This is a genomic window from Bacillus cereus group sp. BfR-BA-01380 (genome assembly GCF_022663535.1).
In the GTDB taxonomy this organism is placed as follows: Bacteria; Bacillota; Bacilli; order Bacillales; family Bacillaceae_G; genus Bacillus_A; species Bacillus_A cereus_BB.
Genome location: NZ_JAKUFS010000020.1, coordinates 20,423 through 36,088 on the forward strand (window position 1 = coordinate 20,423; position 15,666 = coordinate 36,088).

The window sequence follows — 15,666 nt, forward strand, 5'->3', positions numbered from 1 at the left end:
AATTTCTCCTTTTGTTTTAAACCCTGCATGTGGCAGAAAAAGGCCCTGACCGTTTCTATGCCTGGCCAGATCCTCTCGCCCATCAAAAAAGAAAAGGTTTGTAATGTACATAGTTATTCTCCTAAAAAGATTTACAATTCGGAATCTCTACTCCCGAAGACTGTGCAAGTTTTAATAGATAATAACACTCTTCTCTTGCCATATGATCTGGCATTCTCCCCGAAAGCGAGCTTAGCATTTGTCCCGATAACTCTAACTCTTCTAGTTCACGAAGGAAGTGCGAAAATAAAGTAATTTCCAGCGAAACATCTTTTGTGAACTTCTTTAAAGCAGGGAAAGATACTAATTCTGTCCGTAAATAACCTGTCATTTCAACAGCTTTTATATACAATTGTTCAAAATGTTTTTCATATTCTTCACTTTTTTCTTTTAAACGTTTTTCGACAGAATCTAGTCCGGTAGACATGGCTTCTGCATGACCGGCTGCATCTATTAGCCAAAGGAGATGATGATGTAATTCGTGAAAAAGGGGAGGTACTTTCCCTTCCATTAAATGTTTCAGTATTGTTATGTATTCTTCGACTTCATTAACCATGTGATTAAAAAATGTCGGTGTTAAATGAATAGAAATTTTCCCTTCTAATTGTTTATGTAAAATATGCAATTTAAACTTTCTTATTTCATTTGCTGCTTCATTTGCCTCTTTTGCAAGTGCAATTAAGTCAGTAGTTCCAATTTTCTTTTTCAATTCATCAAACTTTTGTATAAAATACATTGCTCGCTCGATTTCTTCTTTTTCTTTAGGAGCTAAAGCATCCGTTATAAAATGAGCATGATCTTCCAAAATCCTTAACCAAAACCGATGCTCGAATAATGCATTTTCTTCATAAGCTCGATCCATCATATTTGCCCCCTCACAATTATATATTCACACACCCCTTGCTTATATATAGCTTTAGTAGGCCCCGCTCTCATGCGGCAATTGCAACTGAATTATATGCCAGTCAGGGTCATAAACAGATATCACTTTTTTCTTCTCTATATAATCTTCTATTTCTGTGTACATTACTTGATAGTAAGCTAACTTTTTCAGTAACTTCTCCGCCTCATGGGATTGTATATTCACTTCGATTCTCGGAAGAAATTGTTCACACTTAGTAACTCCTTTTTCCTTATTTAAAACACAACAAATTCGCATTTCCCCTGCATCATACCACACACCAGGTACATCTAATTGCGGCCTTTCTATGCTTGGCCGAAAACCTAATATACCTTCATAAAAATATAATGTCTTCTTTAAATCTTTCACCTCTAACACAACAGAATGAGTCATCTTATCCGCCTTCTCCCTTCTCATCTATTAGTTTTGTATATGAGTCATAAATGATAATTATGTTTGAATACAATACATAATAGCGATGTTTTTCAAAGGAGGTGTATCGGTTGGATAAATCAGTGAGGTCATACACACCTTATCACAGTCCACAAGACCCATGTCCACCAATCGGAAAGAAATACTACTTTACTCCCCCTCATTTATTTATGGGATTTCAGCCAGTAAACTTACCACAATTTTCTCCGAGTGAAGCATTAAAAAAAGGGACATTGTGGCCTGCTTTATATGATTATTATGAAAATCCTTATAAAAAAGGACGGTGACACCATCGTGGCGCAACCACTTCCTGATGAATTTTATAAATGGATGGAAGAAATGCAGGAACTTGATTTTGTACTAGTAGAACTGACTCTATATTTAGATACCCATCCTGATGATGTTACATCCATTAAACAATTTAACGATTTTTCCTATAAACGGAGACTATTGAAACAGCAAATTGAAGAAAAATACGGACCTCTTCAACAGTTCGGTAATAGTTATTCAAAAGCTCCTTGGGAATGGAGTAAAGGACCTTGGCCATGGCAAATATAAAGTGAAACTTTAATCAGTGGGGGTTTTCTTCATCCCCCACTGATTATTAGCCCGACCAATCGGGCTTTTACGGGCAGTTTATCTCCCGCCTAACTTCTTAAGAAAAGCGGAAGCGGCTCGTTCAGAATTGCAGGACGCCCACGCCCCTGACAGAGAGGCGCTTTTTGCCTCGTCCGAGGGGGCGAAACGACCGGAGATTCTAGCCGCTAGAGCTGGACAACAAAGAAATGTGGAAGTGGCTCGCCCAGAATGTGAGGGGGATGGAGCTTCTGACGTAGAGGTGATTTTTACCTCGTAGGAAGAAGCGAAGCCACCGAACATTCTAGCTACTGGAACTGGACAATGCTTTTGCTAAATTTTGAGGTGGGAGTATTACTGCCCACGAATAGCGGGATAAAGGTGGGAAAAATATGTGGATCTACGAAAAAAAATTGCAATATCCTGTAAAGGTAAGTACTTGTAATCCAAAACTCGCCAAATATTTAATTGAACAATACGGCGGTGCCGATGGCGAATTAGCTGCTGCCCTGCGCTACTTAAATCAGCGCTACACCATTCCTGACAAAGTGATTGGTTTATTAACAGACATTGGAACGGAAGAGTTTGCACATCTTGAGATGATTGCGACAATGGTATATAAATTAACAAAGGATGCCACACCTGATCAAATGATAGCTGCCGGTCTTGATGCCCACTACGCTGATCACGATAGCGCTATTTTCTATCACAATGCCGCAGGCGCTCCATTTACAGCAACTTACATAACAGCAAAAGGAGATCCAATTGCAGATTTATATGAAGACATCGCCGCAGAAGAAAAAGCAAGGGCCACATACCAATGGCTCATTAATATGTCCGACGACCCTGATATAAACGATGGATTACGCTTTCTACGAGAACGCGAAATCGTTCACTCTCAGCGCTTTCGAGAAGCGGTCGAAATATTAAAAGAAGAACGAGACAGACAAATTTATTTTTAAAATATAATGCACATACTGTAATCGGTATGTGCATTATATTGTTCTATTCGCCTTAAATCATTTAAATTCTCCCTTTGTTTCACCATCACACGTGGCAGAAAAAGGAACCGACCGCTTCTATGCACGGGCAGTTTATCTCCCACCTAACTTCTTAAGAAAGGCGGAAGCGGCTCGCTCAGAATTGCAGGACGTTGGAGCACCCGACAGAGAGGCGCTTTTTGCCTCGTCCGAGGGGGGCGAAACGACCAGAGATTCTAGCCGCTAGAGCTGGACAATGCTTTCGCTGAATTTTGAGGTGGGAGTATTACTGCCCGTTAATGCGGGATAAGTATCCTTCCCTCCTTAGAATGATTATTCAACTTAGTGAATCAATTATTAATTTTTTAATAATTACCTGTTGCTTTCTAATCATCAGACCATTAAAATAAAAACATCGATTCGACAAATTATTTGAATTTTCGACAAAAACCATCTAGGAGGATTTTTATAGAATGCGTACAACTTTAAAGCCATCCCAAATTCTCTCCATTAGCTTATTGCTATTTGCGATTTTCTTTGGTGCTGGTAATATGATTTTCCCGCCCTTACTTGGTCTTTCATCTGGAGAGAATATGTGGGTGTCTATTTCAGGATTTGTGATTACCGATGTCGGTTTATCACTATTAGCAATTGTTGCAGTTGCATTATCAGGAGGCAGCTTCAACAGCCTAGCAGGTCGTGTTCATCCAAAATTCGCAACGATTTTTGCCATCATTATTTACCTTTCTATTGGCCCGCTGTTCGTTATCCCGCGTACAGGATCTGTTTCATACGAAATCGGCATTGCACCGCTTTTTCAAGATCACTGGTATTCTATGTTGCTCTTTACAGGAATTTTCTTTACGATTGTCTACTTCTTATCGTTAAACCCTTCCAAACTAGTGGATCACATCGGAAAAATTTTAACACCTATTTTACTTGTTATTATTGCGGTAATGGCGACGAAAGCGATTCTTTCACCAACAAGCTCGTTTGCTACTCCTATTGGTGACTATAAAGAAATTCCTTTTTTTAAAGGTTTTTTAGAAGGATTTTTAACATTAGATGCGATTGGAGCGCTTGTATTATCTAACATTGTTGTAGATGCGATTCGTCAAAATGGGGTACATGATAAAAAAGCAATTACGAAATATACGATTATGTGCGGAAGTATTGCGGCTTTATTTTTAACAGTCATTTATTTTGCATTAGGTTATATCGGAGCATCGAACGGGCTACTTGGACAAGTTGAAAACGGTGGCCAGCTATTAGCAACGATTATGTACCATTTATTTGGGACAAGCGGTAACATATTATTAAGTCTTGCCATCATTTTCGCTTGTTTAACGACAGCAATTGGTGTTGTTAGTGCATTTGCAAACTATTTTTCGAACGTATTAACAAATGTATCATACAAAAAACTCGTATTGTGGGTTTGTATTTTTAGCTTTATCATTTCCAACTTAGGATTAAGCTTATTAATTAAACTTACACTACCAGTATTAATCATCCTTTATCCAATTACAATCATCTTAATTTTCGTATCGTTTCTTGATAAATATACGAAAAGAAAACCTAGTGTGTATGTCGGCGCCATGATTGCAGCCTTTATTATAAGCTGCATTCATGCCCTTGATAACATCGGCATGATGCCATCTGCCATTACATCTATTGCAAGTACAATTCCATTTTATAAATTAGGAGTTGGCTGGATTGTTCCCGCAATTATCGGTGGTATTGTCGGCTACTTCATTCCGCAAACACAAACAGAAGGTGAAGTTTCTGCAAAATGAAAAGACTAGGAATCCCTAGTCTTTTCATTTTGCTTTTAACATATAAGTCATTGCTACACAAAACACAACATGCCCTGCTCTCGTTCCCTACCTCTGTTTTAAAACCTCGCACGGGGCAAAAATAGGCCCTGACCGCTCCTACACACGGCCAGTCCCTCTCACCTACCTAAAAAAGAGGGTTTTAAGGGGTTTAAGCTCTTACATCGTATGCTTAAACACAAACAAATCTTCCTTCGTTTGTGATAAAGATTGTGCCGTTTCTATTTCTTCCTGCTCTGCTCTCTCTCCTAGCTTTGCTTTTGTCACCGCATCCTGGATACATTTTACGATCATATTCCCTGAAAAAATCGTTAATCCAAAACAAGTAATCGGTACAAGCGGAATCCATGGATGCACTGCTAAAGACCGAAAGTATACCCCAATTAATCCTGACCATTCATGAGTAACAGAATCGGTCTCTCCTCCATAAAACATTATCGTTCCCCCAAAGAATAAATCCAATAAACCAAGATGCAATAAAATAATAAGCGTCTGTACAAACTGCTGCATAAATACAATGACAAAGGTTGGGTACAAATGCGGAAACACGTGTTTTATAAGAAGATGTCGTTTACTTCCTCCTAAAATTTTAGCAGCATCAATAAATTCTTCTGTTGATACCTTACGAATTTCATTTGCAATATATAAAGAAAGGGTCGGAACTGCGAGCGCCGTTAATAAAATAATTTCAAACGAAGCTCGTTCAAAAAAAGTTGACATTTCTTCGCCGTTATCGAATTTAATTGCATGTCGTAATAAAAAAGCTGCAATCATAACCATCGGAATAATTGTAAAACTATCAAAAAAAGCTTCTAGTTTTGCAAACCCTCTCTTTACGTACATACCGAGACAAACACCGAAACAAACTCCACATACAATCCGTAGCAATGCGATGAGTATGGAGATTCCAATTGTCCATTTGGCCCCTTCAATTACTAAGTTTAGTAAATCAAATCCCTTTCCATCTGTTCCAAGTAAAAACTGAAACGAAGGTGGAAATGGAGGAACTTCTGGTGTTCCATCCTTATTAAACTGAATGGACACCTTCCGAATATGCCCATCATTAAAAATTGTATTTCCAATGCTTAACAAAAGAAATATAGTAATGAATGCACTACTAACCCAAAAGCGCTTATCACGTTTCAAATGTTGCCACATTTTATAACCTCTCTTTCATCGCATTTGGAACAAAATAATGAAACAGCTTAAAAATAATAAAAATAGGTACATAAAGCAGCAGCAAACTAACTGTAAACAGAGGAATACCTGTTGCAAAATCCGTATCGGCAGCAACTCTTACAAATACAAACATGCCGTATGTATTAAACATCCATTCAATAATGTACAAATTGGATAACATAAACCAAATGTTTGTTTTCGCAAAATAAAGCGTACTTAATAGTACATTACGTAAAACATGGTGATTTAAAATATAAAACTTATCCAGTCCTTTTGCCTTTGCAAATAGAACATAATCCTTTTCAAGTTCCGTTTCAAAACGCAGTAATACTAGTTTTACAAACATAATCGTTGTCGGTACACTTAAACAAATAATCGGTAACCCTCGAACGGCTTTTTCTCCTACCCCTGAAATATTTACAGCTAAAATACCTGTTTGTTTAAAAATCCAAATGACAAAAAGTTGCGAACCGAGAATAAGAAGAATATCTGGAATAGATTCAAGAAAAAGTAAGAATGATTTAATTTTCTTTTGAACATTAGCGTTGCTTCGTAAAACAATATAAACAATGAAAAAAGCAATCAAAAGTGAAATGAAAAAAGCAGCTAAAAAAATAATCATCGTTTCTTTATAGTGGATAAATAGTTGTGGAAATAATGGTTTTGTAATTGGAATTTTACTTACAATTGGACTGTTACTAGCTGGTACATACGTCATCGATGATAGATGCACCAAATTATTGCATACCATCTTAATCGTTTCTACATATTTATGAAAATCTACTTTTAAGCCTTGAAACAAACCAGGTAACGCTCCTACACAAATAATTCCGATAATCGATAAGAAAAGTTGCACAATGACTTCCGAACTATGTATAAACACCCTCTTTGCCATATTCTCCTAGCTCCAATCCTTTTTCTCCCATTTTATACAATATTTTTTCAATTGTATATATTTTCTGTAAATTTATCTTATTGCATTTCTCAATGTAGAACCCTCTTTTACAATTTTATTTTTCAACATATACGTCACTGCTATGAAGAGACAACATGATCCGCTCGAAAGAAAGAGGAACTGACCGCTTCTACGCACAGCCAGTTCCTCTCAACCACCTAAAAAAGAGGGGTTTAAATCATTTTTCCAACCCATATATAAAATTATTTTAATTTCTCAACATATAAATCACCGCTACACAAAACAGGCCCTGACCGCTCCTACACATGGCCAGTCCCTCTCACCTACCTAAAAAAGAGGGGTTTAAGGGGTTCAAGCTCTTACATCGTATGCTTAAACATAAACAACTCTTCCTTCATTTGTGATATAGGTTTTGCCGTTTCTACTTCTTCCTGCTCTGTTCTCTCTCCTAGTTTTGCTTTCGCCACCGCATCCTGAATACATTTCACAATCATATTCCCTGAAAAAATCGTTAATCCAAAACAAGTAATCGGTACAAGCGGAATCCATGGATGCACTGCTAAAGACCGAAAGTATACCCCAATTAATCCTGACCATTCATGAGTAAAAGAATCGGTCTCTCCTCCATAAAAGCTTACCGTTCCCCCAAAGAATAAATTCAATAAACCAAGGTGCAATAAAATAATAAGGGTCTGTACAAACTGCTGCATAAATACAATGATGAAAGTTGAGTACAAATGTGGAAACACGTGTTTTATAAGAAGATGTCGCTTACTTCCTCCTAAAATTTTAGCAGCATCAATAAATTCTTCTGTTAATACTTTACGAATTTCGTTGGCAGCGTACAAAGAAATGGTCGGAACTGCGAGTGCCGTTAATAAAATAATTTCAAACGAAGCTCGTTCAAAAAAAGTTGACGTTGCTTCACCGTTCCCAAATGTAATCGCAAGTCGTAATAAAAAGGCTGCAATCATAACCATTGGAATAATTGTAAAACTATCAAAAAAAGCCTCTAATTTTGTAAACCCTCTCTTTACGTACATACCGAGACAAACACCGAAACAAACTCCAAATACAATCCGTAACAAGGCGATGAGTATGGAGATTCCGATTGTCCATTTTGCCCCTTCAATTACTAAGTTTAATAAATCAAATCCCTTTCTATCCGTCCCCAGTAAAAACTGAAACGAAGGGGGAAATGGGGGTACTTCTGGTATTCCTTCCTTATTAAATTGAATGGACACCTTCCGAATCTGTCCATCATTAAAAATTGTATTTCCAATGCTTAACAAAAGAAATATAGTAATGAATGCACTACTAATCCAAAAGCGCTTATCACGTTTCAAATGTTGCCACATTTTATAACCTCTCTTTCATTGCATTTGGAACAAAATAATGAAACAGCTTAAAAATAATAAAAATAGGTATGTAAAGTAACAGCAAACTAACTGTAAACAGAGGAATACCTGTTGTAAAATCCTTCTCAGCTGCTTCTCTTACAAATACAAACATGCCATATGTATTAAATATCCATTCAATAATGTACAAATTAGATAACATAAACCAAATGTTCGTTTTCGCAAAAAAGAGTGTACTTAATAACACATTACGTAAAACATGATGATTTAAAATATAAAGCTTATCCAGCCCTTTTGCTTTTGCGAATAGGACATAATCTTTTTCAAGCTCGGTTTCAAAACGCAGTAAGACTAGTTTCACAAACATAATCATTGTCGGTACACTTAAACAAATAATGGGTAACCCTCGAACTGATTGGTCTCCCGTTCCTGCAATACTTACAGCTAAAATACCTGTTTGTTTAAAAATCCAAATGACGAAAAGCTGTGAGCCGAGAATAAGAAGAATATCTGGAATAGATTCAAGAAAGAGTAAAAATGATTTAATTTTCCTTTGAACACTAGCATCACTTCGTAAAACAATATAGACAATGAGAAAAGCAATCAAAAGTGAAATGAAAAAAGCCGCTAAAAAAATAATCATGGTTTCTTTATAGTGGATAAATAGTTGTGGAAATAGTGGCCGTTCGCTATTACTAGTTGGTATATACGTCATCGATGATAGATGCACCAAATTATTGCATACCATCTTAATCGTTTCTACATATTTATGAAAATCTATTTTTAAACCTTGAAACAAACCGGGTAACGCTCCTACACAAATAATTCCGATAATCGATAAGAAAAATTGCACAATGACTTCCGAACTATGTATAAACACCCTCTTTGCCATATTCTCCTAACTCCAATCCTTTTTCTCCCATTTTATAAAAAGTTTTTACAATTGTATATATTTTCTGTAAACTATTCGTTCATTTTGTTTCTTTATGAAGAGCCTTCTATATAAATCGCCGCTATGCATGGCCAGTTGCTCTCGCCCACCTAAAAAAAGAGGTTTGTCTTTTTTCAATTTGTATTCATTTCACACGTAATCCTACATCTCTTAATTTAAACCTTACAAAATTGTAATACTATTGTAAGATAAAACGCTTTGTCAGATTTGGTCTCCCCCTTATACTAGAAGTTACAGAGATAAAAACGACACGAAAAGGTGAAAATACAATGAAAAAGAAAACGAAAATATTAATCATCGGTTTAGCAACAATCGGAATTGGTGCTGGTTCTTACTTTGCGTTAGCTGGCGGGTCTGACTCAACTATGGCGTACAGTGGTTATAAAGTAACGGAAAAGAAAATTGAAAATGCACAGAAATTTGGCGGTGAAGTCATCCCGAACGGTATCGAAACAATTGCATTTGATCCAACGAAAGGCAACTATGAGCTTGCCGTTAAAAAAGGAGATCAAGTAAAAAAAGGACAGATGCTATTTAAATATAACAACTCATCTATTAAACTAGAAAAAAACGATGCGGAAATGCAAAAGAAACTAGCAGAGAAAGAAGTTGCACTCCTTCAAAAACAACTGGATGCATCAAAACAAAAACTACAAACAGCAAAACAATCTGGTGCTACGAGTGAAATGCTAAAGGCTGCTGAACAAGAAGTGCAAGCACAGGAAACGCAGCTTGAAACAAAAAAGTTTGAAGTCGAAAAAGCGAATCAAATGATTGAAAATAATAAGGAAAAAGAAAATGCACTATCAGTAACAAGTCCTGTAGATGGCACAATCGAGGACATTAACAAAGGTACAGAAGAAAAAGCTGCTATGAGCGGTATTACGATTCGCACTGCTGGCCCATTAAAAGTAAAAGGGCAATTATCTGAATATGAACTCTCTCAAATGAAAGTTGGCCAAGAGGTTTCTGTTACATCTAAAACAGTACCAGGAAAAACATGGACAGGAAAAGTAACAGAAATTGGAACAACACCATTGAAAAATCTAGATGAAAACAAAACAGTTTCTAATTATCCTTTCATTATTACATTAGATAATAATGATAATTTACAACCTGGCTTCCATGTTTATGTAACAGCAAAATCAGGTGAAGCAAACGGTATGGTTGTTCCAAAAAGCAGTATCGTGAAAAAGGGTGATAAAAACGTCGTATTCGTTGTAAAAGGCGGAAAAGCAAAAGAACAAGCTATTACCATTGAGTTTGAAACAGACAGCGAAGCAAAAATTTCCGGTTTAAAAACAGGTGAGCAAGTAATCTCAAAACCAGAAAAAGATTTAAAAGATGGTATGGAGGTTGTCATTAAATGATTGAACTAAAAGGCATCACGAAGTCTTTTCAAAACGGAGAAGAAGTTGTTCAAGTTCTACATGGAATTGATGTAAAACTAAATCAAGGTGAATTTACTTCCATTATGGGACCATCTGGTTCCGGGAAATCAACATTAATGAATATCATTGGTTGCTTAGATCGACCTACACTAGGCACATACACGTTAGCTGGGAAAAATATCTCAAACATGTCCGAAACAGAACTGGCGCACATTCGCAATAAAGAAATTGGATTTATATTTCAAAACTTTATGCTGCTCCCTCGCCTAAATGCGATGCAAAATGTCGAACTACCACTTATCTATGCTGGCGTAGATAAAAAAGAACGACGTGAACGCGCGTTAGCTGCATTAACAAAAGTAGGGCTAGCAGACCGAGCAACTCACTTACCAAATGAATTATCAGGTGGACAAAAACAACGTGTCGCTGTCGCCCGTGCAATTGTGAATAACCCGAAATTCATTTTAGCTGATGAACCGACTGGTGCACTTGATACGAAAACAAGTGCACAAATTATGGATCTCTTTTACGAATTAAATAAACAAGGCTCTACCATTATTATGATCACCCATGACCGGGAAATTGGGGAAGCGGCATCACGCCAAATTGTAATTCGTGACGGAAAGATCGTCCAAGATTGGAGAGGTTAAACTTGAACATGAATGAAAATATACGTATGGCCCTTTCCTCCATCTTCGCTCATAAAATGCGGTCTATTTTAACAATGCTTGGAATTATTATTGGGGTTAGTGCGATTATTACCATTATCTCTATCGGTGATGGAACAAATGCTAAATTCCGTGAACAAATCGGGAAAGAAAAGAAAGATCAGTTTACAGTAAACTATAGCACAGAAGATATTACAGATATGGACGGTAAAATTTCAGCGAGCATGTATGACAATGTCTTAAAAATTCCCGGTGTTCAAGATGTTTATCCTGATGTTGGAAGCAAAGCGAAAGTATATGCAGGAAAAAAAGACTTAGATATTGATGTAACTGGTGCTAAAGGTGATTATTTTGATGATTCTTCTAAATTTCGACTTGAACACGGCAATTTTTTAACAAGTGCTGATTTAGATAAGCCTGGACATACGATTGTATTAAGCAAAGGTGCCTTTAATAAATTATTCTCTTCCTGGGAATCAAATTTATATGTAGATATAAAAGGTACTCCTTATAAAGTAGTCGGTGTATATTCTAAGAAAGGACCGGTGGGTGATATCACCGAATTAAAAGAAGGTATCATCTCCGCAGAAAACTGGCCTGTTTTATTTGGAAAAAATAAGTATGATGGCATCACAGTAAAAATCGCTCCTGGTCAAGATAAGCAAGCTGTACAAGATGCAGTTGTAAAATCATTAAACAGCGCTAAAAAACCAGAGCAAACAGGAAAATTCAAAGTACCAGATCCAAAAGAATTGCTAAAAGAAATTGATAACTTCACAGGTATCTTAAAAAGTGTATTCGGTGGTATTGCAGCCATTTCATTATTAGTTGGTGGTATCGGTGTTATGAACATCATGCTTGTATCCGTTACAGAGCGTACACGTGAAATCGGAGTCCGTAAAGCACTCGGTGCAACGCGCGGAAAAGTATTAATGCAATTTCTCATTGAATCTTGTATCTTAACAGCATTAGGCGGCTTAATCGGATTTGTACTCGGTATCTTCTTTGCATGGGTCGTATCAATATTTGCAGCATGGCCACTTGTTGTTTCGGTAAAATTAGGATTAATCTCGGTCGGACTCTCCATGTTAATCGGTATTGCATTCGGCTTACTTCCAGCAAACAAAGCAGCGAAACTAGATCCGATCGAATGCTTGCGATATGAATAATAAAGTGAAACTTTAATCAGTGGGGGGTTTTCTTCATCCCCACTGATTATCAGCCCTCACCAATCGAGCTTTTACGGGCAGTTTATCTCCCACCTAACTTCTTAAGAAAAGCGGAAGCGGCTCGCTCAGAATCGCAGGACGTTGGAGCACCCGACAGAGAGGCGCTTTTTTCCTCGTCCGAGGGGGCGAAACGACCGGAGATTCTAGCCGCTAGAGCTGGACAACAAAGAAATGTGGAAGTGGCTCGTCCAGAATGTGAGGGGGATGGAGCTTCTGACGTAGAGGTGTTTTTTACCTCGTAGGAAGAAGCGAAGCCACCGAACATTCTAGCCACTGGAACTGGACAACACTTTCGCTGAATTTTGAGGTGGGTGTATTACTGCCCGTTAATGCGGGATAAAAAAGGTTGCTAAATATGGCAACCTTTTTTTCTACAGATATATGAAAAACAAAACCTAACTTACTATTAAAAAAGAAAGAAAATTTTAAAAATGTAAATAACTTGTAATATTCTTTTTAATAACAAAGAATTATAATTAATTGATGCAGGGGCTAAATTAGCTCCCATTATTGATGAAGGAGCATATAAAATGGATGAAAAAACGGATTTACGTGAAAATAAGCATAAAAAAAGCTATAAAAAGCTAAAAATTACAATGTTCATTATTGTCTTGTTTTTAATTTGCGGTGGAGGTTACGCTTGGTTTTTAGTAAATAAAGCTTCTTCCGCTGTTCAAAATGCCTCTCAAAATTTAGAACGTGGTGAAAAGTCTGAATTACGCGAACAAGCGGTTAAACCCGTTTCCAATAACGTATCTGTGTTAATTATGGGAATTGATGAGAATCAAGGGCGTGAAAAAGAGTATTCTGGTGCATTTCATCCAGACGCACTGTTACTTGCAACGTTTAATAAAGATAATAAAACAGTAAAACTAGTAAGTATTCCGCGTGATACATACACATACATTCCAGTAGAGAAGAAAAAGGATAAAATTACAAACTCATATTCACTCGGGGTTGCAAAAAACGGAAAAGACAGTGGGCCTCAATCTACGATCGAATCAGTAGAAAAACTCTTCAACGTTCCGGTCGATTATTTTGTGAGGTTTAATTTTAAATCTTTCATAAAAGTTGTCAACGATTTAGATGGAATTGACTTAGATGTACCTGTTACATTTACAGAACAAGATAGTAACGATACAGCTGATGCGATTCATCTCAATAAGGGGTATCAACATCTAAATGGAGAACAAGCTCTTGCGCTAGCAAGAACGCGTAAAATTGATAGCGATGCGATGCGCGGCCAACGTCAACAACTTGTCATTGAAGCGATTGTTAAAAAACTAGCAAGTGCTGGATCTATCACAAAAGTAGGAAAAATTATTGATGATATTAATGGGGAATTTAAAACAAACTTCTCATTTGACGATATGTTATCATTCTACAAATATGGTATAAATTCTTCAATTGGAAAACTTCAACTAGCTGGGGAAGACTGCTATATGGCGGCAGATAAAGTTTGTCAGCCTAACTATGTTCCAAAACATACGTATTACTACATGCCTGATCAAAAAAATATCGCTGACATATCAAAGCAGCTTCGTGAACATCTTGGACTTCCTGCTGATACAAAGTCTGTTACACAGAATAAAGATACAGATAAAGATGATAAAAAACAAAACGAAGAAGATCGACAACAGTCTAAACCAAAGAACACAATGACTAACGACAAAAATGACAATTAATGCAAAAGATAAGCCCTATAAAAAAGTGAAAGCTTCTTCGATGAAATCGAAGAAGCTTTCACTTTTTTATTATGAGGACTTTTTCAGTGGCCTTATGAATTTTCCCTTTACAATATCTATTATTTTTTACCATTTGTTCTGTTTGCAATTTCAATAGCACGATCTGTTGCTTTCGCTGCATCATCTAATGCTTGTTTACTATCTGTTCCACCATACATTGCTTCTAGTGATTTTACAACCGCATCACGTGATTCAGGAAATACACTAATTAATGCCCCCTGTGTCGCTGGTGATGCTTTTGTAGACTGAAGTTGATTAACTGTTACTTTCAACTGTGGATATTTCGCATATTGTTCTTTTACTAATGGTTCATTATACGCAGCTGGTGTAATAGCGAAATACCCTGTTTGTGTATGCCATTTCGCTTGTACATCTGGCTTAGTTAAATACTTCATGAAATCCCATGCGCCTTGTTGTGTCTCTTTTTCAACCATATTTGTCATCCATAGTGATGCCCCACCAATTACAACACCTTTTGAATCTACGCCATCTGGATGAGGAATATATGCAACACCTACATCAAATTTAGATGTATCAATGATATTACGAACACCAGCAGAAGAGTCTAAATACATCGCTACTTGTCCAGATTGAAATGCTGCGCGCATACCATCCCAATCGTTACCGTATTTTCCAAGTTCCCCACTTTTATTTAAGTTATTAAGCATTGTGAAAACTTTTTGTCCTTCTTTACTATTAAATAATGCTTTTTTAGCCGAACCTTTACGGCCATTCTCATTGTCTACATACAAGCCGCCCTGCGTTGCCAATAATTCTTCAAAGAACCAACCATAGTTTAACATAGAGAAACCGTATTGCTTCGTTGTATTCCCTTCTTTTATTGTCAATTTCTTCGCAGCTTCTTCTAGTTCCGAATACGTGCTAGGTGCTTTTTCAGGATCTAAACCTGCTTTCTTAAATGCATCCTTGTTATAAATTAATACAGGTGTAGATGAGTTAAATGGCATAGAATACATTTTGCCATTTACCGAATAATAGTTTGTAATAGCTTTTTCTAATTTCGATGTATCATACTTATCTTTGTCAATCCACTCTTGTACAGGCGTAATTTTTTTACTATCAATCATATATTTCGTTGTAATTTCACTGGATTGTACTACCGCTGGCACTTCTTTAGATGTAGCTGTACTACGGAATTTTGTTAATAATTCCTCGTATGTTCCTTCAAATTCAGGTTTAATTTCATACTTATCTTGGGACTGATTATATTCTGCTGCAAGTGCATCTAATTTCTTTTGTAAATCTCCGCTCATTGCATGCCAGAAACGTACAACAACTTTATTTCCGTTTTTTTCAACAGGTGCTGTTTCAGCTTTTGCTTGTGAAGAATCTTTAACTGAAGTTTGCGAACTTGAACATGCTGCTACTGACATTGCCATTGCCACTGCTGTAAGTAATAAAGAGCCTTTTTTTACTAACTTCATGTTTTTTATCCACCTTTTCTCAT

At 36.8% G+C, this 15,666-nt stretch carries 15 protein-coding genes; 8 read left to right on the top strand and 7 right to left on the bottom strand.

Translation table 11 applies throughout. The features are described from left to right. Nucleotides 1-121: 121 nt before the first annotated feature. Nucleotides 122-901, bottom strand: coding sequence for a DUF2935 domain-containing protein (locus MR076_RS17540; RefSeq protein WP_242222642.1), 780 nt, complete (start codon nt 899-901; stop codon nt 122-124). 54 nt (nt 902-955) lie between these two features. Then, nucleotides 956-1,333: a VOC family protein gene (locus tag MR076_RS17545; RefSeq protein ID WP_242222644.1), complete on the bottom strand. Its 378-nt coding sequence runs from the start codon at nt 1,331-1,333 to the stop codon at nt 956-958. A gap of 110 nt (nt 1,334-1,443) precedes the next feature. Here MR076_RS17545 and MR076_RS17550 point away from each other — a divergent pair, with 110 nt between their 5' ends. The 4 genes from MR076_RS17550 (at nt 1,444) to brnQ2 (ending at nt 4,721) form a co-directional block, all read left to right on the top strand. Beyond that, on the top strand, nt 1,444-1,659 hold the full coding sequence (locus MR076_RS17550) for a spore coat associated protein CotJA (RefSeq protein ID WP_242222646.1): 216 nt from the start codon (nt 1,444-1,446) through the stop codon (nt 1,657-1,659). A gap of 7 nt (nt 1,660-1,666) precedes the next feature. Beyond that, the gene (locus MR076_RS17555) at nt 1,667-1,930 is read left to right on the top strand and encodes a spore coat protein CotJB (RefSeq protein WP_242222650.1); all 264 of its coding nucleotides are present in this window, start codon (nt 1,667-1,669) and stop codon (nt 1,928-1,930) included. A 410-nt stretch (nt 1,931-2,340) separates the two neighbouring features. Beyond that, nucleotides 2,341-2,910: a spore coat protein CotJC gene (gene cotJC / locus MR076_RS17560; protein WP_242222652.1), complete on the top strand. Its 570-nt coding sequence runs from the start codon at nt 2,341-2,343 to the stop codon at nt 2,908-2,910. A gap of 491 nt (nt 2,911-3,401) precedes the next feature. Beyond that, a complete protein-coding gene (gene brnQ2 / locus MR076_RS17565) occupies nt 3,402-4,721 on the top strand; it encodes a branched-chain amino acid transport system II carrier protein BrnQ2 (protein WP_242222654.1) in 1,320 nt (439 codons plus the stop codon). 198 nt (nt 4,722-4,919) lie between these two features. Here brnQ2 and MR076_RS17570 read toward each other — a convergent pair whose 3' ends face one another. From MR076_RS17570 to MR076_RS17585, 4 genes are all read right to left on the bottom strand, one after another. Next, complete coding sequence (locus MR076_RS17570; protein WP_242222656.1) at nt 4,920-5,918, bottom strand: ABC transporter permease; 999 nt, start codon at nt 5,916-5,918, stop codon at nt 4,920-4,922. 1 nt (nt 5,919) lies between these two features. Continuing rightward, nucleotides 5,920-6,834, bottom strand: coding sequence for an ABC transporter permease subunit (locus tag MR076_RS17575; RefSeq protein WP_242222658.1), 915 nt, complete (start codon nt 6,832-6,834; stop codon nt 5,920-5,922). Between the two features lie 380 nt (nt 6,835-7,214). Next, a complete protein-coding gene (locus tag MR076_RS17580) occupies nt 7,215-8,213 on the bottom strand; it encodes an ABC transporter permease (RefSeq protein ID WP_242222661.1) in 999 nt (332 codons plus the stop codon). A 1-nt stretch (nt 8,214) separates the two neighbouring features. After that, nucleotides 8,215-9,105, bottom strand: coding sequence for an ABC transporter permease subunit (locus MR076_RS17585; protein ID WP_242222662.1), 891 nt, complete (start codon nt 9,103-9,105; stop codon nt 8,215-8,217). A gap of 329 nt (nt 9,106-9,434) precedes the next feature. On the opposite strand from MR076_RS17585, the gene MR076_RS17590 reads away from it, so the two are divergent. The 4 genes from MR076_RS17590 to MR076_RS17605 all read left to right on the top strand — a co-directional run bounded on the left by MR076_RS17590 (nt 9,435) and on the right by MR076_RS17605 (nt 14,138). Continuing rightward, nucleotides 9,435-10,535 carry an efflux RND transporter periplasmic adaptor subunit gene (locus MR076_RS17590; protein WP_242222665.1) on the top strand — a complete coding sequence of 367 codons (1,101 nt, stop codon included), beginning with the start codon at nt 9,435-9,437 and terminating at the stop codon, nt 10,533-10,535. Continuing rightward, nucleotides 10,532-11,206: an ABC transporter ATP-binding protein gene (locus MR076_RS17595; protein ID WP_242222666.1), complete on the top strand. Its 675-nt coding sequence runs from the start codon at nt 10,532-10,534 to the stop codon at nt 11,204-11,206. Before MR076_RS17590 ends, MR076_RS17595 begins: the two co-directional genes overlap by 4 nt. A 2-nt stretch (nt 11,207-11,208) precedes the next feature. Further along, nucleotides 11,209-12,393 carry an ABC transporter permease gene (locus MR076_RS17600; RefSeq protein WP_242222667.1) on the top strand — a complete coding sequence of 395 codons (1,185 nt, stop codon included), beginning with the start codon at nt 11,209-11,211 and terminating at the stop codon, nt 12,391-12,393. 590 nt (nt 12,394-12,983) lie between these two features. Next, on the top strand, nt 12,984-14,138 hold the full coding sequence (locus MR076_RS17605) for an LCP family protein (RefSeq protein ID WP_242222668.1): 1,155 nt from the start codon (nt 12,984-12,986) through the stop codon (nt 14,136-14,138). Nucleotides 14,139-14,257: 119 nt separating this feature from the next. Here MR076_RS17605 and MR076_RS17610 read toward each other — a convergent pair whose 3' ends face one another. Continuing rightward, nucleotides 14,258-15,643 carry an ABC transporter substrate-binding protein gene (locus tag MR076_RS17610; protein ID WP_242222669.1) on the bottom strand — a complete coding sequence of 462 codons (1,386 nt, stop codon included), beginning with the start codon at nt 15,641-15,643 and terminating at the stop codon, nt 14,258-14,260. Between the last annotated feature and the right edge of the window lie 23 nt (nt 15,644-15,666).